Source organism: Pseudomonas silesiensis, assembly GCF_001661075.1.
Classification (GTDB): Bacteria; Pseudomonadota; Gammaproteobacteria; order Pseudomonadales; family Pseudomonadaceae; genus Aquipseudomonas; species Aquipseudomonas silesiensis.
In genome coordinates this window covers 2,059,282-2,079,759 of the sequence record NZ_CP014870.1, presented here as the reverse complement: position 1 = coordinate 2,079,759, position 20,478 = coordinate 2,059,282, and the positions used below count along the sequence as shown (strand labels likewise).

Here is a 20,478-nt window from a genome sequence, read left to right as displayed (position 1 = left end):
GCTCATCGCTCCTTCTACTCTCTTGCACCTAATCTCTAGCCTTGGGGCTTGTCGATCTCGGCGTAGCTGCCCAGTGCACCACTGAAGTCAGCATGATAATGCTGTGAGCCGAGTGCCTGAAGAACCCCTGCCTTGTCGAGCTTGCCAAGGACTTTTTCGTTGGCTTCACACAACTTCACGACGATGCTGCGTTTACGCAGCTGCTCAATCACTTCGAGCAGCGTTTGTAAGCCCGTGATATCCATGAACGGCACCCGCTTCAGACGAATTATCAACGTTCCGGGATCGGTGTGCGTCTGAGCCAAAACGCGCTCAAAGGTTTCTGCTGCGCCAAAGAAGAGGGGTCCCTCAATGGTGTAAACCAAAACACCAGGTGGAAGATGTACATGCCCATTCATGCGCAACTCTGCCTCCAGCTCTTTTTCGACCATTAACTGCACCCCTACAGATGCAGCCATCCGACGCATGAACTGCAGCATGGCGAGAATGACCCCGATATTCACTGCAATCGCCAGATCGCTGAAAACGGTCAGGCTGAAAGTGATTAAAAGGATCGCAACGTCCGCTTTTGGGGCTCGTTTGACCATGCGTTTGAAGTGCTTCAGTTCGCTCATGTTGTAAGCGACCACGAATAAGATCGCAGCCAACGCGCACAGCGGGATATCCGAAGCCAGAGGTGCCAGGAAGAGGATCAATAAGATCAACGTGACGGCGTGCGCAAAACCCGCAATGGGGCTGTTGCCACCGTTGCGGATGTTGGTCGCTGTTCGAGCGATCGCGCCTGTCGCAGCAAAGCCACCAAACAGAGGAGTGACCAGGTTGGCAATACCTTGTCCGATTAACTCCTGATTGGAGTCATGTTTGGTGCCGGCCATCCCGTCGGCGACAACAGCAGACAACAGCGACTCGATCGCCCCCAGCATCGCGATCGCGAACGCAGGACCAATCAATTCAATGATCTGCGGCAGCGTTATTTCAGGAAGGCCAATGCTGGGCAGTCCTTGAGGAATTCCCCCGAATGCACTCCCGATCGTTGCCACTCCATCGAATTGAAAACAGGAATGCAACGCTGTCACAACGACCATGGCAATCAGAGGACCAGGAACACGCCTTACGCCTGGTACTTTAGGCGCGAGTATCACCAACAGCAGGCTCAAAAGGGCTAATAGGGTCGTGGGCACATGGAGGCCGGGCAGAGCCTGGATGAGGTGCCAAAGCCGCTCATGAAAATGGTCGCCACTGATTTTCGGCAAGCCCAAAAAGTCTTTCCACTGCCCGACCCAAATGATCACACCAATGCCGGCGGTGAACCCAGCGATCACGGGATCGGGAATGAACTTGATAAGTGCGCCAAGCTTGGTGATGCCGAGCAGTAACAATATTGCACCGGCCATCATCGTCGCGATCTGCAAGCCATCAACACCGTATTTAGCGGTCACACCCGCCAAAATGACAATGAATGCCCCTGTCGGGCCAGCTATCTGAAGACGGCTCCCTCCGAAGAGCGAAACCAAGAGACCAGCGATAATGGCGGTGTAAATCCCTTGCTCAGGTTTGACGCCCGAGGCGATGGCAAATGCCATGGCCAAGGGTAGCGCCACGACGCCGACGATGACCCCCGAGACGATATTTCGAAGCCAATGCTCGCGCCCTAACAAGCCCGCTTTCCATGCTTCTCGTATGGCAATCATGACTAGCCTCGCCTTGGTGACATGTGCATACTATTCACACATAGTGATAATAGTAAAGCAATTGGCCTAGCCTCATACGACACCAGCGACACTGTAGATTCAGTGTCGAGAGCGCATAAACATATGCCCGGAGCCCCCGAATGAAACGCGCAGACGTCAAAACCAAACACGGTGAAGGCATGCACTTCGACACGCATGTGATAGCCAACCCGGCCAATACGCACGAGTGGATCATTCTTTTCAAAAAGGAGGCTGGGAGAAGCTATTTCCTGGTCAATGACAACGAGGAAATTGAGTCATTTGGACACCTCGATGAACTGATCCGCGAGCTTCGAGAGCTGGGTATCAAGTCCGCCGAAGTTCATTTCTGATTGTTCCACTTCCAACACCTGAACTGTTGCCTGTTGGTTGATGCCCGGCTGACCAGGTTTTATCGCGCTCGGTGCTGGAGCACAAAGGTGTCCAGGGCAAAGCCAGAAAACCTTTCATCCAGGGCTCTCGAACAGCATTGCCGGGTACCTCTCTCAGCGCCTTTGTCATTGCCTGCTCCCCTTTCGCTCCCCGCTATTTCGATCACCGCCTTCATTTGAGCCACGTCCATCACTTCAGCGTCTTGACGCTGGGGACATTCGAGCGCGCAAAAAAATGGCCACACGAGGTGGCCTAAGACGGGTTCAAGCATAGGAGGATCTCTATTGACCAACAGATACAGGCCCACCCTGAAGTCTCAGGGCCAATAGAATGGGTCCGCTGGCTGACAAACCCCTTCATCAGCAGCGTTCAGCCGGCAATTTGATCCTGGTCTGTGGGTCAGGACCTCGTTGCCTCGCATTATAATAGTGTTAACATGCGATTGTAATCAATGTCTAATCAGGTGATCGCATGACTACCGACTTCAAGAAGGCTGCACTGGATTACCACGAATTCCCAACCCCAGGAAAAATCAGCATCGCGCTGACCAAGCCCGCCGACACAGCCGCCCAACTCGCACTGGCCTACAGCCCAGGCGTAGCGGAGCCCGTACGCGAAATTGCGAAGAATCCAGAGAATGCCTACCGCTTCACCGGTAAAGGAAATCTGGTGGCCGTGATCACCAACGGCACGGCCATCCTGGGCCTCGGCAATCTAGGCCCCTTGGCCAGCAAGCCGGTCATGGAAGGCAAAGCATTGCTGTTCAAGCGTTTCGCCGGAATCGATTCGATCGATATCGAAGTCAATGCCGAGAGCTCCCAGGCCTTTATCGAGACTGTCGTGCGCATTGCCGACACCTTTGGCGGCATCAACCTGGAAGACATCAAAGCGCCTGAGTGCTTTGAAATCGAAGCAGCACTGATCGAACAGTGCAGCATCCCGGTCTTCCACGACGACCAACACGGTACGGCCATCGTCACGGCCGCCGGCATGCTCAATGCACTTGAGATCCAGGGCAAAACCCTGGGGAATGCGAGAATTGTTTGCCTCGGCGCCGGTGCCGCCGCCACTGCTTGCATGCGCCTGCTGCTTAGTCTCGGCGCTCAGAAAAGCAACCTGTACATGGTCGATCGTGTCGGTGTTATCCACTCCGCTCGGGAAGGCCTCAATCAATACAAAGCACAGTTCGTCAACGACGGTGGCCCTCGTACGCTGATGGAAGCCATGACCGGTGCTGACGTGTTTGTCGGCCTGTCTGGAGCCAATCTCCTCCCGGCAGAAGCATTGGCAGCGATGGCACCTGACCCGATCGTGTTTGCCTGCTCGAACCCGGACCCTGAAATCAGCTACGAGCTGGCCATGGCCACACGTGATGACCTGATCATGGCGACCGGTCGCTCTGATTACCCGAACCAGGTCAATAACGTTCTGGGCTTTCCGTTCATTTTCCGCGGGACGCTGGATGTTCGCGCAACCCGGATCAACGAAGCGATGAAAATTGCGGCGGTGGAAGCACTGCGCCAATTGGCCAAAGAGCCGACGCCTGTGGAAGTGCTGCAAGCGTTCAACGTCGATAAGCTTGAGTTTGGGCGCGATTACATCCTACCCAAAGCGCTCGATGCTCGCCTGCTCGGAGCAATAGCCGGCGCAGTGGCCAAGGCGGCTATCGACACCGGCGTTGCGAAGCTGCATTACCCGGCGCACTACCCGCTTTAAGCTTTTGCTCCTCATATGCTTGAGACAAAGGTGAATAAATGCCGATCAAATATGTCAGGAGTCTCACCGGGCGAAGGCGTACCACCACCGCAAACCGACATCTTGGGTTTGCCTTGGCCTTCGTCGCGGGAGCAACCAACGCTGGCGGTTTCCTGGCAGTGCATCAGTACACCTCACACATGACGGGCATCGTCTCTTCGATGGCAGACAACAGTGTGCTGGGCGCCTACGACCTGATGCTTGGTGGCGCCGGCGCCTTGTTGTCTTTTCTGGTCGGGGCTGCGTGCTCTGCGGCCATGGTCAATTACTCCCGACGCAGACGGATGCACAGTGAGTTTGCAGTGCCACTTTTGGTCGAGGCCTTTCTGCTTATCTGCTTTGGCTTTCTGGGCGCCCAACTATCCACAGTGGATGGTTTGTTCGTATCAGTCACCGTGATGCTCCTGTGTTTCATCATGGGGCTACAAAACGCGGTGATCACCAAAATCTCAAAAGCCGAAATCCGCACGACACACATCACCGGCATCATCACGGACATCGGAATTGAGTTGGGAAAACTCTTTTACTGGAATGCCGCCAGCACATCGACACACCCAAAAGTTCTCGCCAATCGGACCCGGCTCAAAATACTGATACTGCTGGCGCTAAATTTTTTCTTCGGCGGCGTGATGGGGGCATTTGGGTTCAAGCACATTGGTTACATCTCAACCGTACCGCTCGCGATGGTACTGGTGACGCTGGCAATCGTGCCTGCCTTTGATGACGTCAGGCTTTTTGTCCGCCGCGTCATGCGAAAGTGAGCCAATGACTTTTGCTGAGCGCGCCTGCCGCAAACATTAACATTGTATGTTAATGTCATGCGCATATTCGTGACACCAGTCTCAATCACCCAATCAATACAGCAGGCTGACAAAGCTCTGTTAAGGAAGAGACCATGAGCAGAACAATCGCAATCATCAAGGGCGACGGCATCGGCCCCGAGATCATGCAAGCGACGCTACGCGTACTCGACGCCCTTGACTGCAATCTTCGCTACGACTTCGTTGAGGCCGGCCTGGAGGCGTTGCAGCAACATGGACAGCTGATGCCACCCGCCTCTATCGATACGATCGCCAAACATGGCATCGCACTTAAAGGCCCTCTGACGACACCGATTGGCCGTGGGTTCTCATCGATCAACGTTCACCTTCGCCGCCATTTCGATCTCTACGCCAATGTCCGACCAGCGATCAGTTTCCCGGGGACCCGTTCGCGCTTCGAAGATATCGACATCATCACGGTGCGCGAAAATACCGAGGGAGCTTACTTACCCGAAGGACAGAGTATTTCAGAAGACGGCGAAGTCGCTTTGGCGAGCATTCGCGTAACACGCACAGCCTCCGAACGCATCGTGCGATACGCGTTCGAGCTGGCTCGTAGCAAAGGACGCAAGAAAGTTACCGCGGTGCACAAGGCCAATATCATCAAGTCTTGCTCCGGTTTGTTTCTTGAGGTTGCGCGTGAGGTCGCTGCGGACTTTCCGGAAATCGAATTCCACGAAATGATCGTCGATAACGCCTGTATGCAGTTGGTAATGAATCCCCATCAATTCGATGTCATTGTCACCACCAACCTGTTTGGCGACATCCTTTCAGACTTGTGCGCAGGCCTGGTGGGTGGATTGGGCTTGGCGCCCGGGTCTAACATCGGCGCCGATGCGGCCATCTTTGAAGCGGTCCACGGCTCGGCACCGGACATCGCTGGCAAGAACATCGCGAACCCTTGTGCGTTGTTGTTGGCTGCCGCGGACATGCTTGATTATCTGGGCATGGTGGACAAGGGGACACGCATTCGTACCGCTATCCGCGTTGTTTTGGAAACCGCCCGCGATCAGGTAACACCGGATATGGGGGGAACCGGAACGACCGAGTCCTTCGCTGACGCCCTGGTGGCCTACTTGCGTGACTAGATAGACGTATTCGCCAGCTCAGTCAGAGCTGGCGTTTTATATCTGTTCCCACTGGGCCGAGAGCAAAAGGTCCATGGTGATCACCGTCCAGCCAAAACAAGGGCAACACATTAATTACTTACTGCAGTTTCCGTTACCGGTTGCCGGCACTGCATACGGGTACATATGTGGAGCTTCTATACGCTGTTTCAGCTTTGCCGCGTAGTCCTTTGCACCCTGCTCATTGCGGAACTGAATTCGCCGGGTTCCTACACACACGGACCATAGATCTTCACTCTGACTAGACAGATGTTCGACCCTGACAGACATGACGACACTCCAAGGAAAAATAATTCACAAATGAATTTCAGCCACCTTGATGCCGATTTCACGCAGCTCATGAATCAAATCATCAAGGTGTCGGAAGGGTTCAATTTCTTCGTTGTCATTGACCAGGAAAAAGCTTCTTCCTGCTTCCTTTTTAAAGAAGGCGATCCACTCCTGGGTGTTGGCCGGATTGGCAATCAAATGGGTGTCAAACTGAATGCCTTCAGCGTGTTTGATTTTTACGTCCTCACGTTTCATGCAGCTCTCCAAGCGCTCAAATCTTGCTGTTCTCATGCGTGATTTTGCCTCCCGGCAGCTGAGCAAAAGACGTCGCCTGCCTGAGGCAAGGTCGAGCAGATTGCCTTTCTATTATCACTGCATGATAATATTATGCACATATGCACCCTCGGAGGCTAGTCATTAGCAGAACCACCGTCTTTTGATTTACCGCGTACGGTTTCTGAATTTTAGGGACGAAAGTCATCATGCGAAAAACAGAAATTAAGCTGTGTGTCCCGCTCAATGCGCCAACACTGGCGCCCGGGCAGCGATTGTTGGTTTGCCTTGAGCAATGCGTCGTCGTCCAGCAGAGAGAAACAAAAATCTATCAGGTTGTTTTTGACTGCAAAGCACCTAAGACAACACGAATTCTTTGGACAGAGGACGAGTGGATTTTCATCGGCAGGCACAAGCAAAATGCTGAAAAAGATCCTTCGCTGGCAACATTTGTATCAGCACTTAAAACTGAATAGAGGGTTTCCTGCATAATGCTAGAAATAACTATTCGCGCAGGGCATTAACTGCTTCAAGCCGCTTAACGCCGATTCTTCAGCTTGATTTCGGCTTCATGACTTTCCAGAACTTTGCGTTTCTCCCTCCTCAGGCGTCCTGCCGACGATGCATTAGAAAATGACTGATGTCGTGCCAGGTGACCAAGAGGATGGCGCACATGGGATTTCTTGGCTTCTCACTGTGCAATCTCTTGCTTGGGGCATCCTGAACCTCCAACCGAGTTGTCGATGGTGCATACCAGAGTGACGACCATCCGTCATGACAGCTATCTGTCATGTATTGACTTTATGCCAGAAAACACGCATTTTCTTTCGTGAGCGCTGAAAAACAACAGGAAGCAGCCTTGAGCCAGCCGATCAAACAACGCCTTGAAAGCAGTCTTTCAACCGCCGCCGCTTCCGGTCGGGCGATTGCCAATTACATGCTGGCCAACCTCTATGAACTGCCGTTCCAGACTGCCGCTGATATTGCCGCGAAATTGAACGTCAGTGAGTCCAGTGTGGGGCGCTTCTGTCGCTCCCTCGGATACAGCCACTTCAAAGATCTGAAAAACGACCTCAAGGTCGACCTGGGCGATGGACCATGGCTGGTGGGCGATCGCTTGCAGGAGTTTCGCCATCAAGCCAGCCAGGGTCCTCAAGGCCTGCCGCGCAGCTTCGAGTTGGAAGTCGCGGCCCTGGTTAAGGTTTACGAATATAGCCTCACCCCGACCTGGCACAGCGTCAGCCTGCGCCTGGCCACCCGGCGCAAGGTGTTCGTCGCCGGGTTCCAGACAGAGCGTGGCATCGCCGCATCCATGGTGCATCTGTTGCAGTACCTGCGCGATGACACACACTGGGTCGACGGTGCCGCCGGGCATTACGCCGACGTGTTGCTCAGTGCCCCCGAAGACAGTGCGCTGGTGGTGTTCGAAGCCCGCCGCTATTCCCGCCACGCCTTGACCCTGTGCCGCAAGGCCCGCGATGCCGGAATCCCTGTGACGCTGATCACCGACACCTTTTGCGACTGGGCCGAACAGAACGCCGATGAAGTGTTCCGCGTGCCCACCGAGTTCAACCTGTTCTGGGAATCGACAGCGGCGATGCTGTCGCTGGTCCACCTGCTGGTCAACGACGTCTGCAAACAGCTGGGTCCCGAGGTCGAAAAGCGTCTTGAAGCCATCGCGGCCTTACATAACGAGTTCGTTGGATACACATCATCACCAAACTCAAAACAATAAAACGAGGTGCTGGATGAAACACGTCATTCGCTTTGCCGGTGTATGCGCAATGGTCCTGGCCGGGGCCACCAGTGCGCAGGCTGAAGTACTGAAGATTGCTACCGAAGGCGCTTACCCGCCGTTCAACTACGTTGACTCGGACAACAAGTTGCACGGTTTCGATGTGGATATCGCCAATGCATTGTGCGAACGCATGAAAGTGCAGTGCAGCATCGTCGCCCAGGACTGGGAAGGGATTATCCCGGCGCTAATGGCGAAGAAATACGATGCGGTCGTGGCTTCGATGATCGCCACCGATGAGCGCAAGCAGAAAATCGATTTCACCCGGCACTACTACCGAACCCCCCTATCCGTGGCGGTATCCAAGGACTCGGACATCACCGACGCCCAGACCAACTTCAAGGGCCGCACGATCGGTGCCCAGTCATCCTCGACCCAGGCCATCTATGCCGAAGATCATTACGGCCCAGCCGGCGCCGACGTGAAGCTCTACCCTACCCTCGATGAAGCCAACAGCGACTTGGCGACTGGCCGGATCGACGGGGTGATTGCCGACAAATTCCCGCTGCTGGCCTGGGTCGACAGCACTGGCAAAGACTGCTGCAAGATCATCGGCGACGTCAACGGCACCACCGCAGATGCCTCGATCGCGGTGCGCAAAGGTGACGATGTCCTGCGCGAGCGCTTCAACAAGGCGCTGGATGAGATCGTTGCCGACGGCACCTATAAGAAGATCTCCAGTCGCTACTTCGCCTTCGATATCTATTGATCTCCCGAGCCCTCAGGCGCGCCTGAGGGTCGTTACTTGCCGACAGGTTGAACCGCCCTCATACACGGGTGCGGCGAGGCCGTGCGAGCTTAATTTACCGAGAGGGTTCGAGCATGTTCGAAAACCTGTCATTGCTGTCCTTCGCCAGTGGCGGCTGGGGTTCGGCCTTGCTGGCCGGTGCACTGGTGACCATTGTCCTGGCCCTGAGCTGCCTGCCGATTGGTCTGCCGCTGGGCTTGGGCGTGGCCTTGGCCGCCCGCTCACGACGTCGCTGGTTGCGCTCCCTGAGCACGGTGTTTGCCACTGTGTTCCGCGGACTGCCCGAGCTGCTGACCCTGCTGATAATCTATTACGGCTGCCAGATCGGTGCGCAGAAACTGTTGGCCGCGATGGGCTACGAGGCCGAAGTCGCGATCAACCCCTTCGTCGCCGCGATGATCGCCTTCAGTCTGGTGTTCGCCGCGTTTTCCAGCCAGATCTGGCTGGGCGCCTTCAAAACCGTGCCCAAGGGACAGTTCGAAGCTGCAGCCGCCCTGGGCCTGTCCCGACGCACAACCTTTACCAAGGTGGTACTGCCGCAATTGGTACGCATTGCGTTGCCGGGCCTGTCGAATAACTGGCTGTCGCTGCTCAAGGACACCTCGCTGGTGTCGACCATCTCCCTGGTCGACCTGATGCGCCAGACCAACCTGGCGGTCAGCGTCACCAAGGAACCGATGCTGTTCTACACCGTGGCTTGCTTTGGCTACCTGTTTTTCTCGGCCATTTCCGGCCGCCTGTTCCAGTTCCTGGAGCAGTATTTCAGCCGCCATCAACGGAGCGTTCGCCCATGAGCTTCGATGAATTGCAAAATCTGTTCCTCAGCCCTGACTTGTTGGAGCGTTACGGTCCCCGCTTCATCGACGGTCTGTTGGTGACTGCCAAGCTGGTGGCCATTTCCTTCACCCTTGGCGCCCTGCTTGGTCTGCTGATCGCCTTGGGCCGGTTGTCGAGTAACCGCTTTATCAGCCGTTTTACCGGCGTCTACGTGTATTTCTTCCGCGGTTCGCCGCTACTGGCACAGCTGTTCATGCTCTATTACGGCCTGGGATCGTTCAAAGGCTTCTGGCAGGACGTGGGTATGTGGTGGTTCTTCCGTGACGCCTGGTTCTGCACGCTGCTGGCCTTCACCCTGAACACCGCGGCTTATCAGGCCGAGATCTTGCGCGGCAGCATCCTGGCCGTGACCCAAGGCCAGCGCGAGGCCTCGAAAGCCCTCAGTCTGTCGCGCTGGACCACCTTTCGCAAAGTCATCCTGCCGCAGTCGCTGCTGGTCGCCATTGGCCCGCTGGGCAATGAACTGATTCTGATGATCAAGGCCAGCGCCATTGCCTCGCTGGTGACCATCTACGACTTGATGGGAGTGACCAAGCTGGCCTTCTCGCGCAGTTTCGACTTCCAGATCTACCTCTGGGCCGCCGTGCTCTATCTGCTGATTGTGGAAGTCGTGCGCCGCAGCCTGAAAGCGCTCGAGGGCCGCCTCGGCCGTCACCTGCAGTAAACCCATTTTTCTCGGGCTGCCGTGCGCGCCCTGCATCAGGGATATACCATGCATTGCGAAACCATCGTTCTGGGCGCAGGGATTGTCGGCGTCAGTACCGCACTTCAGTTACAGGCCCGTGGCCGTAAGGTCGTGCTCATCGACCGCCAGCAGCCAGGTAACGGCACCAGCCACGGCAATGCCGGGCTGATCGAGCGCGCCAGCGTAATTCCCTACGCGTTCCCGCGCCAGCTGTCGAGCCTGTTGCGCTACGCGGGCAACCAGCAGTCGGACGTGCGCTACAGCCTGAAGTACCTGCCCAAGGCCAGTCCATGGCTGCTGCAGTACTGGCGATACTCCGGGACCAAGGGCTTGGCCGCCGCAACCCGGGCCATGCTGCCGTTGGTGGAGCACTGCGTCAGCGAACACGACCTGCTCTCTGCACCGGCTGGCATGGATCACCTGATCCAGGCCAGTGGCTGGGTCGAGGCCTACAACTCTCCACCGGCGTTTGCCAAGGCCCAACGCGACGCTGCTGCGCTCATGGACTATGGCCTGAATTATGAAATCCTCGACCGCGACCAGATGCATGCCCGTCAACCGGGCTTGCACAGCAGCGTGGTCGGCGGCATTCACTGGCTGGACCCCAAGACTGTCAGCGACCCCGGCGGCCTGACACGCGGCTATGCCGAACTGTTCATCAAACGCGGCGGCATGTTCGTCCTGGGTGACGCCCTGTCCTTGCGCCAGCGCGTGGGTAAATGGGAAGTGCAGAGCGAACAGGGCCTTGTGATTGCAGACGAAGCCGTGGTCGCCCTCGGCCCGCAAGCCCGGGGCATTTTCGAGCCACTAGGGTATGACATTCCACTGGCGATCAAGCGCGGTTATCACATGCACTATGCCGCCCTGCCTGGCACGCGCTTGCAACAACCGCTGCTTGACCCGGTGGGCGGTTATGTCCTGGCACCGATGGTTGGCGGCATTCGCCTGACCACCGGGATCGAGTTCGCCGACAGCCAGGACCCGGTCAACGAAATCCAGCTACGTCGCTGCGAAGCGCTGGCGCGCGCCTTCTACCCGCTGGGCGAACGCCTGGATGCCGAGCCTTGGCTGGGACGCCGTCCATGCTTGCCGGACATGTGCCCGGTGATCGGCCCGGCGCCACGACACAAAGGTTTGTGGTTCAACTTCGGGCATGCCCACCATGGCCTGACCCTCGGCCCGGTCTGCGGCCGTCTGCTGGCCGAGTTGATGACCGGTGCCGCCCCCTTTACCAACCCTGCCCCGTACAGCGCCGAGCGCTTTAACTAATTGCCGGAGACAAGACCATGCATGCCCTCTCTGCCCGTGTAGACACTCCGCTCGCCGCAAGCCCGGACACCCGTAAGGTGGTGGTTGATATCGCCGGCTTGAACAAGTTCTATGGCGCCTTCCATGTGCTGCACAACATCGATCTGAAAGTGCGCGAAGGCGAGCGCATCGTGCTCTGTGGGCCTTCCGGCTCCGGAAAATCGACGCTGATCCGCTGCATCAACCGCCTGGAAATCGCCGAAAAAGGCCGCATTCTGGTCAACGACACCGACTTGGCCCAGACCAACCGCGAGGCCGCCAAGGTCCGCAGTGAAATTGGCATGGTGTTCCAGCATTTCAATCTGTTCCCGCACATGAGCGTGCTCGATAACTGCACCCTTGCCCCGATTTCGGTGCGTGGCCTGAGCCGCAAGAAGGCCGAGGAACTGGCCCAGCACTTCCTGCAAAAAGTCGGTATCGCCAGCCAGGCCAGCAAGTACCCCAGCCAGCTCTCGGGGGGCCAGCAACAGCGCGTGGCCATCGCCCGGGCATTGTGCATGGAACCCAAAATCATGCTGTTCGACGAACCCACCTCGGCGCTCGACCCGGAGATGGTAAGCGAAGTGCTGGATGTGATGGTTAACCTGGCCGGCAGCGGTATGACCATGCTCTGCGTGACCCACGAAATGGGCTTTGCCCGGCAAGTGGCCGAGCGCGTGCTGTTTCTCGACGGCGGCCGGATCATTGAGGACGCACCGCCTCAGGACTTCTTCAGCGCCCCGAACAGCGAGCGGGCCAAGGCCTTTCTTGCGCAAATTTTACACTGAGGCCACATAAGAGCACGGCTTGCCTGCGATGGCTGTGCCGTCCATACGCCAGGCGTAGGCCGTTTATCAACGCACTTGCGCGCACAGCAGTTTCTTTCCGACATCCGCCACTACTGATCTCAGCAAAAGGAATATTCAATGACTAATATGCTGGCGAATAATGCCGCCCCGAAAAACCTTGCGGTTACCGTCTGTGATCAAGCGCAGACAGCGGCACTGCTAGATTTCAAAAAACTTGTCGACGCTATTGCCCAAGCCGCAACCGAACTGGAAGCTGGTTCAATTCTGAGCCCTGAGCGCTTGGTTGTACCCTTGGGTGACGGCGGTGTTTTGCTGAGCATGCCCGCCACCGCCCAGGACATCGGCATCCACAAACTGGTAAACGTCCAGCCGGGGAATGTGCAGCGTCAGCTGCCCACGATCAACGGCACGGTAACCGTATGTGATGCCGTAACCGGACAAATAAAGTGCTTGCTCGACGGCCCAGAAGTCACAGGGCGTCGTACTGCGGCAGTAACCCTCCTGGCGATTCGAACGCTGTTGCAGCGTGAACCGAAACAGATCTTACTGTTCGGGACCGGCGCACAAGCACGTCATCACATACAAGCTATCAATGCCCTTTACCCACAGTGCAAGCTGTGGGTTCGAGGAATTGACGCGCAAGCGACGGCAGACTTCTGCAACAACAATCGAGACCTGCACGAGCATTTGCAACCGTGCGGCGACAGTATTCCCGACGTGGATGTGGTAATCACCGTAACCACCAGCACAGAGCCGGTCTATAACGAGCCAGCCAAACCTGGTCGATTGATTATTGGTGTAGGTGCTTTCAAGCCAGAGATGGCGGAGCTTGGCAAAGTCACTCTGGACGGTAGCGTTCTCTATGCTGACGATACTGCCGGTGCGCAGCACGAAGCAGGCGACCTGCTGCGGGCAGGTGTGGATTGGTCTCAAGTCAGATCGCTGGCCGCAGCCATTCGCGGCCCAATCGATTCGTCACGACCCGCTGTATTTAAAAGCGTCGGTACTGCGGCTTGGGACCTGGCCGCTTCGCGAGTCGCGCTCCACGCCCTAGCCAGCCAATAACTCAATTTCGGAAGCTTTGAATTGTATAAATTGCACTCGGCCATCGCTAGCGTTGACTATCCACGCTAGCGATGGCCCAGAAGCGATTCGATGGGTTTGTAGTGGTCAACTGATCCCGGACACGACGTTAAGTTTTTCTCGGCCAGAGCTGGGGCCAGCCCACCGCGACAGGCTGCAATCGCGAATGGGCCGGATAGCGACGATCTAGCATCGACCGTCACTACGGATGAGCAGACTTCCGCCTGTTCCGCCATTTCCAGGACATCATCGACATCGAATCGGACCTAGAAGTAGGAGAAGACTGCCTGACGAGTCGTCAATTAGTTCCATCCCCTCCCTCCATCACCAATCTCCTGCGCAAGACCTCGACCCAAGCTTGCGTCCGATGAGCGATTTGCCCGAAACCATCCGTCAGCAGGCTGAGAAAGCTCTTCCAGAAATTGAAAGCGCTGGATCAAGGGTTTTTGCCATCAAGAGCGGCGCGCAGGCTTACCTTCGTGCAGGGATTGGTCAGTGGGGGTATCACGGCTGACCAGCGAGAGGTACTTTCCGAGCATTTTGATAAAACGACCGAAAAAAAATTAAAAATTTTCACCCTCGGTTCACCCTGACGGTAATGATGGAAATAAGTAAGGAAACAGGATGGAAAAATTCATTTTCCTTATGGTGCTTGCCTCACTTTCCGCGTGCGCCTCGACGCCGAAGTTGGCGGAAGACGGCGATCCGGTTCCAGCATCTCGCCTGTATGGCTACTCAAAAAAATCTGATGTTCAACTAATCGTCATATACGACTCAGTGCTGCTCTCGGACATATAGTCTTAGGGTTCCTGCTGCTACCTCCCCTTTTTTTCGCATCGGCAGATAACGTAAAAAAAACAGAAAATTCGAAGCATTCCCTCCATATGAGCTGGATCAGTTGGAGTCAAAATTGAATCGCTATACTGGACCGTCTTGCATCGATCTAAGGTTCGTCCGATGACTGATTCGCTCAGCGCTCAACTAGACGTAGTCATTATCGGCGGGGGCCAATCAGCCTTGGCTGTAGCGTATTTCCTGCGCCGCACACCTCTTTCGTTCGTCATCCTCGACGCAGAGGAAGAGCCCGGTGGTGCCTGGCGACATGGCTGGAACTCGCTGCGTCTATTCTCGCCCGCCACCTGGAGTTCGATACCTGGCTGGATGATGCCCCCCACGCAAGATGGCTATCCTTCACGAAATCATGTGATCGAATACCTCAACCAATACGAACAGCGCTACCATTTCCCGGTCGAGCGCCCGGTTCGGGTCACTTCTGTTGAGCGAACGGAATCTGGCCTGCGTGTACGTTCTGAAGACAAGCTTTGGGATGCCAAGGTTGTTGTCAGCGCTACAGGCACCTGGAGCAATCCCTACGTCCCTCACTACCCCAATGCCGAGCTATTCGCCGGTCGGCAATTGCATTCCGCTAACTATGTCGAAGCACAAGCATTCGCGGGCAAGAAGGTGTTGGTGGTAGGTTGCGGTAATTCAGGGGCACAGATTCTGGCCGAAGTATCAAAGGTGGCTGAGACCACGTGGGTAACCCCCGTTGAACCGATGTTCTTGCCTGACGATGTGGATGGGCGAGTACTGTTCGAGCGTGCAACTGAGCGCTGGAAAGCCCAACTGGAGGGGCGCGTCATCGAGCAGCCAGTGGGTGGGCTGGGCGATATCGTCATGGTGCCGCCAGTTGTCGAAGCCCGAGAGCGCAATGTTCTCAAGTCTGTACGACCTTTCGAAAGTTTCACTCGCAACGGGGTTATTTGGGGTGATGGTTCCGAATCGGCGGTGGACGCGGTGATTTGGTGCACCGGATTCAGGTCAGCCGTACAGCATCTTGAATCACTGGGGCTGGTCAACGCCGAGGGCCGCGTTGAGGTCGAAGGCACCCACTCGACCGAAGAGCCAAGGTTGTGGTTGGTTGGTTACGGTGAGTGGACAGGTTCGGCGTCCGCCACACTGATCGGTGTGACACGAACAGCACGAAGCACTGTCAATGAGATCGTGGCCTTTCTCGCCGGTCAGTCCGCCTGAGGTGGACTGCAATCGGCCTTGGTGTATACCGCTGACTGTTGCAGAGAGCCTTGCCTGACATCTTCCTCAGAAGCGAAGTTGGACACTGACCATGCAGTCGTTTATGCGCTGAAGCAGGATGTCCTTCAGCAGTCCTTGGTTGTTGGCTGGACAGCTGCTGCCCTCTTTCACCACCAAGGATGCTCGCTTCTCATCGCGGCTAATCAGGCTGCCAAACTCCGCCGTTCAATCCCCCATTGCAACCTGTCGGGGGAAAGTCGAAATGACGGTAGCGCTGAAGCATCTCCCTGGTTACTGCGCCACTCTCCTGTAAACCATCTCCCTGCAATCGTCTTGTCCATACCGGACGGACGCTTGGCGGATGTCTCTGCCTTGATCACAAGCGGTCAATACAACCGCTGTAAGCACCACAAAAGCCAGTGTAGGTAGGTCGCTATACTTGCTCATGACGCGCCTCCGATATGTGCTGGTTCAGGCATTGCCAACTCTCCCCACACGCGAGTGGCGCGATGACGTTCACCGCATCCTGTCTGACGGTTTCATATCGCCTCGGCATGCCTCGGCAACCCGATAGAAATCAGTGCTGCGAGCAGAACGAATGCGCTCGATATCCACAAGCACGCGCCCAGCCCATGCACCTGATAAACCCAGCCGGAGAGCACCGTGCCGAGCAGCCGTCCCATGGCGTTGGACATGTAATAAAAACCCACATCCAGCGACACGCCATCTTCCTTGGCGTAGGACACGATCAGGTAGCTGTGCAGCGACGAATTCACCGCGAACAACGCGCCAAAGACCATTAGTCCACCCAACAGCACCGTCTGTTGCGTCAGCCCGGTGTTCAGCCCGAGAGCGATTGCCGCAGGCAGACCCGCCAATGCAAGTGCCCACAGAAACGCCGCTCGACCATCCGGTACGTGCCCTCGTTTCTTTCCGGTGATATTGGGTGCGAAGGACTGCACGATGCCGTAGCCAATCACCCAGGCCGCCAGGAAACCGCCAACCTTCCAGAAGTCCCAACCGAACACGCTGCTAAGGTAGACCGGCAAGGCCACCACGAACCAGACGTCGCGGGCACCGAATAGGAACATTCGCGCTGCCGAGAGGATATTGATCGCCCGGCTCTTGGATAGGATGTCGCGAAATTTGGGCTTGGCTTTCGCTTTGCCCAGGTCCTTCTTCAACAGGATCAGGCTGCTGATCCAGATCAGCGCCAGGACACCCGCCATGGCCAGCAACGCGCCTTTGAAACCAATCAAGGCCAACAAGGCTCCGCCAAGAAAGAAGCCGACCCCCTTGAGTGCGTTCTTCGAGCCGGTGAGGATCGCCACCCACTGGTAGAGCTTGCCCTGTTGCCCGTCAGGGACCAGAAGCTTGATGGAGCTTTTGGCACTCATCTTGTTCAGGTCTTTGGCAATGCCCGACAGCGCCTGAGCGCCCATCACCCATGGGATGGTCAACCAGGCGACCGGCACGGTCAGCATCAACAGCGCCGCGACCTGGATGCCCAGCCCGATGTTCATGGTGCGGTTCAGACCCAGCCGGGCGCCGAGGTAGCCACCCACAAGATTGGTGATCACGCCAAAGAGTTCATAGAACAGAAACAACGCCGCGATTTGCAGTGGGCTGTAGCCCAACGCGTGAAAGTGCAACACCACCAACATGCGCAAAGCGCCATCGGTGAGGGTGAAGGCCCAGTAGTTGCCCGTGACGAGCAAGTACTGCCGCACTTCCGGAGCGAGGGCTGACAACGCTTTCATGACCGCTCCTCAGACTGCCAGACCGACCATCCTGGCCAGTTCGACGGTGCGGTTGGCATAACCCCACTCGTTGTCGTACCAGGCATAGATTTTGACCTGGGTGCCGTTGATGACCATGGTCGACAGCGCATCGATGATCGATGAGCGCGGATCGGTACGGTAGTCGATGGACACCAGGGGACGCTCTTCAAAACCGAGGATGTCTTTGAGCTCGTTCTCGGAGGCCTCCTTGAGAAACCGATTGACCTCTTCGACAGTGGTGGCCCGCTCGACCTCGAAGACACAGTCGGTCAGCGACGCGTTGGCCAGCGGCACGCGAACGGCGTGACCATTCAGGCGTCCGCGCAGCTCTGGGAAGATTTCCGCAATCGCGGTGGCCGAGCCGGTACTGGTGGGAATCAGGCTCATGCCCGAGGCACGCGCCCGGCGCAGATCCTTTTGCGGCTGATCGAGAATGCTTTGGGTGTTGGTCAGGTCGTGGATGGTGGTGATTGAGCCGTGACGAATGCCCAGTTTCTCGTGGATGACTTTCACCACTGGCGCCAGACAGTTGGTGGTGCATGACGCCGCCGTGACGATGCGATGTTCAGCAGGTTTGAACAGCTGATGGTTGACGCCCATGACGACGTTCAGCGCACCTTTTTCCTTCACGGGGGCGCTGACCACTACGCGCTTCACGCCTTGGTCGAGATAAGCCTGAAGCACGGCGACGGTCTTCATCTTGCCGCTGGCCTCAATCACCAGGTCGCAGCCCGACCAATCGGTGTCGGCAATCGCCTTTTTGGCCGTGACCTTGATTCGTTTGCCGTCGATGACAATGTTGTCGCCTTCGGAATCGGCCTGGTCATGCCAGCGGCCATGCACCGAGTCGAAGTTCAGCAGGTGCGCATGGGTCGCCGCATCGCCTGCCGGATCGTTGATCTGCACGAATTCAAACTCTGGCCAACTCCAGGCTGCTCGCAAAGCGAGTCGACCGATCCGACCAAAACCATTGATGCCAACTTTGATAGTCATGTTGTTGTGCTCTGTATCTGTAGTCAGTGGGCGTTCGACTGGGTGTCGAACTGGCCGATGTATTCGATATGGGCAGGATGTTGAATGGCGCGTGGACGCAACGACTGAACATCGCGAATGGCATCGCTGAATGGCACACCGCTCTCGATCAACAGTTGAGCGGCGACCAAACCGGTACGGCCCGAGCCGCCCTTGCAATGGATGGCGATGGTTTTCCCTTCGGTCAGCAGCTGCTGGAGTCGCGGATGGTGCTGCTCCCATGCGGCTTTAAATGCTTCGCCAGGAGCTTGATCATCCTCTACTGGCAGGTGAAACCACTCGATGCCGAGCATTTGGCACTCTTCGGGCAGCAGGTCGATCTCGTTCTGAAGCAACTCTTCTGTCGACATCAGCGTCAGCAACGCCGATGCACCTGCATCCTTAAGTGTTTGTAACGCCTCGAAAGGTCGGGTGCCCTTCGTGCCTGGGCACGGGGTGAAGATCAATTGGCCATTGAACTGTGCCAAAGGCAGTACGGAATAAGGGTGTTGTTGCACGGTGAAAAATCCTCAGATGGAGCGCTGATTGACACGTTTCATGAGTTCTTCCGCTGACTCTTTGCGCTCGGAATAACGATCGACCAGATAGTCCTGGCGGTCGCGAAGCAGCAGCGTGAATTTCACCAACTCTTCCATCACATCAACGACGCGGTCGTAGAACGAAGAAGGTTTCATCCGGCCGTTACCGTCGAATTCCATATAGGCCTTCGGCACAGAGGATTGGTTGGGGATGGTGAACATGCGCATCCAACGTCCCAACACTCGCAGCTGATTGACCACGTTGAACGACTGCGAGCCACCGCACACCTGCATGACTGCAAGGGTTTTACCCTGGGTCGGGCGTACAGCGCCCATGGCCAGCGGCACCCAGTCGATCTGAGCTTTGAAGACCGCGCTCATGGAACCGTGACGTTCTGGAGAGCACCAGACCTGCCCCTCGGACCACAGCATCAGCTCGCGCAGCTCCTTCACACGTGGATGATCGGCGGGGGCGTCATCTGGAAGCGGCAAGCCTGACGGATTGAAAATCCGCGCTTCGGCGCCGAAGTGTTCCAGCAGCCGAGCGGCCTCCTCGACCATCAGGCGACTGAAGGAGCGCTCACGGGTCGATCCATACAGCAGCAAAATGCGCGGCTTGTGGATGGAGGTCTTCTCAATGCCTAGCTTGTCAGCCGATGGGAGATCAACCAGTTCGGTATCGAGTTGAGGGATATGGTCATCAAACATAGTCTTTGTCCTGCGCAATGGCGCTCTTGGATTTATCTAACCAACGGCGTTTCAACCAAAGGGCCACACCGACCAGGGAAATCAGCACCGGCACTTCCACCAATGGGCCAATCACCGTGGCGAAGGCGACCGGGGAAGCCAGACCGAAGGTGGCAATGGCCACGGCAATCGCCAGTTCGAAAATGTTGCTTGCGGCTGTGAAAGCCAGTGCGGCGGTGCGCGGATAGTCAGCCTTGAGCAGCTTGCCCATCCAGAAGCTAATGAAAAACATCACCACGAAGTAGATCGTCAGAGGGATCGCAATGCGCAATACGTCGAACGGCAATTGCAGCACCACGTCGCCCTTGAGACTGAACATGGCCACGATCTGCCTTGAGCTGTTCGGCACTCAGTTGGGAAAGCGGTATAGCCAGGAAGGCTTCAATGCGGGTTTTGATCTGCTCCAAAGTGGCTTCAAAAGCCGCCTCGATCTCTTCTTGAGTTCCGTAGTATTCCGAAGGGTCAGCCAGCCCCCAGTGGGCCTTGGTGGCCGACCCAAAAAATACCGGACAGGCCTCACCGTCAGCCTTGTCGCACACCGTGATGACGAAATCAGGTGCCAAGTTCACTTGGACATCGCTGGACTTACTGAACAGCCCGAGCGTCGACATGCCAGCGTTTTCCAACGTATAAAGACTCAGCGGATGCACTTCACCTTTGGGCTGACTGCCCGCGCTGTAGGCTTTCATGCCTTCCGGTGCCAAGTGATTGAAAACCGCCTCACAATGGATGCTGCGACAGCTATTGGCAGTGCAGAGGAACAGGATTTTCATC

The 20,478-nt window shown here is 56.5% G+C and carries 21 protein-coding genes and 2 pseudogenes; 15 read left to right on the top strand and 8 right to left on the bottom strand.

What is annotated here, in order from left to right; genetic code table 11:
* Positions 1-35: 35 nt before the first annotated feature.
* Positions 36-1,691, bottom strand: coding sequence for a SulP family inorganic anion transporter (locus PMA3_RS09540; protein WP_064676910.1), 1,656 nt, complete (start codon positions 1,689-1,691; stop codon positions 36-38).
* A 140-nt stretch (positions 1,692-1,831) separates the two neighbouring features.
* Between PMA3_RS09540 and PMA3_RS09535 the strand changes: the two genes are divergently transcribed.
* From PMA3_RS09535 to PMA3_RS09515, 4 genes are all read left to right on the top strand, one after another.
* Positions 1,832-2,062: a hypothetical protein gene (locus PMA3_RS09535; RefSeq protein ID WP_064676909.1), complete on the top strand. Its 231-nt coding sequence runs from the start codon at positions 1,832-1,834 to the stop codon at positions 2,060-2,062.
* A gap of 511 nt (positions 2,063-2,573) precedes the next feature.
* Complete coding sequence (locus tag PMA3_RS09525; RefSeq protein WP_064676907.1) at positions 2,574-3,818, top strand: malic enzyme-like NAD(P)-binding protein; 1,245 nt, start codon at positions 2,574-2,576, stop codon at positions 3,816-3,818.
* Between the two features lie 38 nt (positions 3,819-3,856).
* Positions 3,857-4,618 carry a YoaK family protein gene (locus PMA3_RS09520; RefSeq protein ID WP_064676906.1) on the top strand — a complete coding sequence of 254 codons (762 nt, stop codon included), beginning with the start codon at positions 3,857-3,859 and terminating at the stop codon, positions 4,616-4,618.
* A 134-nt stretch (positions 4,619-4,752) separates the two neighbouring features.
* The gene (locus tag PMA3_RS09515) at positions 4,753-5,766 is read left to right on the top strand and encodes an isocitrate dehydrogenase (protein WP_064676905.1); all 1,014 of its coding nucleotides are present in this window, start codon (positions 4,753-4,755) and stop codon (positions 5,764-5,766) included.
* Positions 5,767-6,099: 333 nt separating this feature from the next.
* Here the strand turns inward: PMA3_RS09515 and PMA3_RS09510 are convergent, their stop codons facing one another.
* Positions 6,100-6,330, bottom strand: a complete 231-nt coding sequence (locus PMA3_RS09510; protein WP_064676904.1) for a hypothetical protein — start codon at positions 6,328-6,330, stop codon at positions 6,100-6,102.
* Between the two features lie 227 nt (positions 6,331-6,557).
* Here PMA3_RS09510 and PMA3_RS32445 point away from each other — a divergent pair, with 227 nt between their 5' ends.
* The 11 genes from PMA3_RS32445 to PMA3_RS09470 all read left to right on the top strand — a co-directional run bounded on the left by PMA3_RS32445 (position 6,558) and on the right by PMA3_RS09470 (position 15,626).
* Positions 6,558-6,824, top strand: coding sequence for a hypothetical protein (locus PMA3_RS32445; RefSeq protein ID WP_152032249.1), 267 nt, complete (start codon positions 6,558-6,560; stop codon positions 6,822-6,824).
* Positions 6,825-7,207: 383 nt separating this feature from the next.
* Entirely contained in the window at positions 7,208-8,083 is an 876-nt protein-coding gene (locus tag PMA3_RS09505) for a MurR/RpiR family transcriptional regulator (RefSeq protein ID WP_064676903.1), read from the top strand.
* A gap of 13 nt (positions 8,084-8,096) precedes the next feature.
* On the top strand, positions 8,097-8,852 hold the full coding sequence (locus tag PMA3_RS09500; RefSeq protein WP_064676902.1) for a transporter substrate-binding domain-containing protein: 756 nt from the start codon (positions 8,097-8,099) through the stop codon (positions 8,850-8,852).
* 113 nt (positions 8,853-8,965) lie between these two features.
* The gene (locus PMA3_RS09495) at positions 8,966-9,685 is read left to right on the top strand and encodes an ABC transporter permease (protein WP_064676901.1); all 720 of its coding nucleotides are present in this window, start codon (positions 8,966-8,968) and stop codon (positions 9,683-9,685) included.
* On the top strand, positions 9,682-10,392 hold the full coding sequence (locus PMA3_RS09490) for an ABC transporter permease (RefSeq protein WP_064676900.1): 711 nt from the start codon (positions 9,682-9,684) through the stop codon (positions 10,390-10,392). The genes PMA3_RS09495 and PMA3_RS09490 overlap by 4 nt, the downstream gene beginning before the upstream one ends.
* A 48-nt stretch (positions 10,393-10,440) precedes the next feature.
* Complete coding sequence (locus PMA3_RS09485) at positions 10,441-11,682, top strand: NAD(P)/FAD-dependent oxidoreductase (RefSeq protein ID WP_064676899.1); 1,242 nt, start codon at positions 10,441-10,443, stop codon at positions 11,680-11,682.
* A 17-nt stretch (positions 11,683-11,699) separates the two neighbouring features.
* Positions 11,700-12,488: an amino acid ABC transporter ATP-binding protein gene (locus PMA3_RS09480; protein ID WP_064676898.1), complete on the top strand. Its 789-nt coding sequence runs from the start codon at positions 11,700-11,702 to the stop codon at positions 12,486-12,488.
* Positions 12,489-12,626: 138 nt separating this feature from the next.
* Positions 12,627-13,574 (top strand): bifunctional Delta(1)-pyrroline-2-carboxylate/Delta(1)-piperideine-2-carboxylate reductase, encoded by a 948-nt coding sequence (lhpI, locus tag PMA3_RS09475; protein ID WP_064676897.1) that lies wholly within the window; start codon positions 12,627-12,629, stop codon positions 13,572-13,574.
* Positions 13,575-13,959: 385 nt separating this feature from the next.
* Positions 13,960-14,106 (top strand): hypothetical protein, encoded by a 147-nt coding sequence (locus PMA3_RS32640; RefSeq protein ID WP_161491138.1) that lies wholly within the window; start codon positions 13,960-13,962, stop codon positions 14,104-14,106.
* Between the two features lie 110 nt (positions 14,107-14,216).
* Positions 14,217-14,390 carry a hypothetical protein gene (locus PMA3_RS32635; protein WP_161491137.1) on the top strand — a complete coding sequence of 58 codons (174 nt, stop codon included), beginning with the start codon at positions 14,217-14,219 and terminating at the stop codon, positions 14,388-14,390.
* Positions 14,391-14,549: 159 nt separating this feature from the next.
* Positions 14,550-15,626, top strand: coding sequence for an ArsO family NAD(P)H-dependent flavin-containing monooxygenase (locus PMA3_RS09470; protein WP_064676896.1), 1,077 nt, complete (start codon positions 14,550-14,552; stop codon positions 15,624-15,626).
* A gap of 539 nt (positions 15,627-16,165) precedes the next feature.
* Here PMA3_RS09470 and arsJ read toward each other — a convergent pair.
* The 6 genes and pseudogenes from arsJ to PMA3_RS30615 form a co-directional block, all read right to left on the bottom strand.
* A complete protein-coding gene (gene arsJ, locus PMA3_RS09465) occupies positions 16,166-17,386 on the bottom strand; it encodes an organoarsenical effux MFS transporter ArsJ (RefSeq protein ID WP_064676895.1) in 1,221 nt (406 codons plus the stop codon).
* A gap of 9 nt (positions 17,387-17,395) precedes the next feature.
* Positions 17,396-18,400, bottom strand: coding sequence for an ArsJ-associated glyceraldehyde-3-phosphate dehydrogenase (locus PMA3_RS09460; RefSeq protein ID WP_064676894.1), 1,005 nt, complete (start codon positions 18,398-18,400; stop codon positions 17,396-17,398).
* A 23-nt stretch (positions 18,401-18,423) separates the two neighbouring features.
* Complete coding sequence (locus PMA3_RS09455; protein WP_064676893.1) at positions 18,424-18,936, bottom strand: phosphatase domain-containing putative toxin; 513 nt, start codon at positions 18,934-18,936, stop codon at positions 18,424-18,426.
* Positions 18,937-18,948: 12 nt separating this feature from the next.
* Positions 18,949-19,665: an arsenical resistance protein ArsH gene (gene arsH, locus PMA3_RS09450; protein ID WP_064676892.1), complete on the bottom strand. Its 717-nt coding sequence runs from the start codon at positions 19,663-19,665 to the stop codon at positions 18,949-18,951.
* Positions 19,658-20,032: pseudogene (locus tag PMA3_RS09445) on the bottom strand (arsenic resistance protein); the annotation flags it as partial. The gene arsH and the pseudogene PMA3_RS09445, both read right to left, overlap by 8 nt.
* Positions 20,019-20,477 (bottom strand): annotated as a pseudogene (locus tag PMA3_RS30615) (arsenate reductase ArsC); the annotation flags it as partial. The pseudogenes PMA3_RS09445 and PMA3_RS30615, both read right to left, overlap by 14 nt.
* Position 20,478 lies beyond the last annotated feature (1 nt).

Excerpts from the sequence above, each read along its gene's own strand:
- PMA3_RS32640 (WP_161491138.1), top strand. The coding sequence starts at position 13,960 with ATGAGCGATTTGCCCGAAACCATCCGTCAGCAGGCTGAGAAAGCTCTT.
- arsJ (WP_064676895.1), bottom strand. The coding sequence starts at position 17,386 with ATGAAAGCGTTGTCAGCCCTCGCTCCGGAAGTGCGGCAGTACTTGCTC.
- PMA3_RS09470 (WP_064676896.1), top strand. The coding sequence starts at position 14,550 with ATGACTGATTCGCTCAGCGCTCAACTAGACGTAGTCATTATCGGCGGG.
- PMA3_RS09535 (WP_064676909.1), top strand. The coding sequence starts at position 1,832 with ATGAAACGCGCAGACGTCAAAACCAAACACGGTGAAGGCATGCACTTC.
- PMA3_RS09525 (WP_064676907.1), top strand. The coding sequence starts at position 2,574 with ATGACTACCGACTTCAAGAAGGCTGCACTGGATTACCACGAATTCCCA.
- PMA3_RS09490 (WP_064676900.1), top strand. The coding sequence starts at position 9,682 with ATGAGCTTCGATGAATTGCAAAATCTGTTCCTCAGCCCTGACTTGTTG.
- PMA3_RS09510 (WP_064676904.1), bottom strand. The coding sequence starts at position 6,330 with ATGAAACGTGAGGACGTAAAAATCAAACACGCTGAAGGCATTCAGTTT.
- arsH (WP_064676892.1), bottom strand. The coding sequence starts at position 19,665 with ATGTTTGATGACCATATCCCTCAACTCGATACCGAACTGGTTGATCTC.
- PMA3_RS09500 (WP_064676902.1), top strand. The coding sequence starts at position 8,097 with ATGAAACACGTCATTCGCTTTGCCGGTGTATGCGCAATGGTCCTGGCC.
- PMA3_RS09485 (WP_064676899.1), top strand. The coding sequence starts at position 10,441 with ATGCATTGCGAAACCATCGTTCTGGGCGCAGGGATTGTCGGCGTCAGT.
- PMA3_RS09460 (WP_064676894.1), bottom strand. The coding sequence starts at position 18,400 with ATGACTATCAAAGTTGGCATCAATGGTTTTGGTCGGATCGGTCGACTC.
- PMA3_RS09540 (WP_064676910.1), bottom strand. The coding sequence starts at position 1,691 with ATGATTGCCATACGAGAAGCATGGAAAGCGGGCTTGTTAGGGCGCGAG.
- PMA3_RS32635 (WP_161491137.1), top strand. The coding sequence starts at position 14,217 with ATGGAAAAATTCATTTTCCTTATGGTGCTTGCCTCACTTTCCGCGTGC.
- PMA3_RS09520 (WP_064676906.1), top strand. The coding sequence starts at position 3,857 with ATGCCGATCAAATATGTCAGGAGTCTCACCGGGCGAAGGCGTACCACC.
- PMA3_RS09495 (WP_064676901.1), top strand. The coding sequence starts at position 8,966 with ATGTTCGAAAACCTGTCATTGCTGTCCTTCGCCAGTGGCGGCTGGGGT.
- lhpI (WP_064676897.1), top strand. The coding sequence starts at position 12,627 with ATGACTAATATGCTGGCGAATAATGCCGCCCCGAAAAACCTTGCGGTT.
- PMA3_RS09515 (WP_064676905.1), top strand. The coding sequence starts at position 4,753 with ATGAGCAGAACAATCGCAATCATCAAGGGCGACGGCATCGGCCCCGAG.
- PMA3_RS09480 (WP_064676898.1), top strand. The coding sequence starts at position 11,700 with ATGCATGCCCTCTCTGCCCGTGTAGACACTCCGCTCGCCGCAAGCCCG.
- PMA3_RS32445 (WP_152032249.1), top strand. The coding sequence starts at position 6,558 with ATGCGAAAAACAGAAATTAAGCTGTGTGTCCCGCTCAATGCGCCAACA.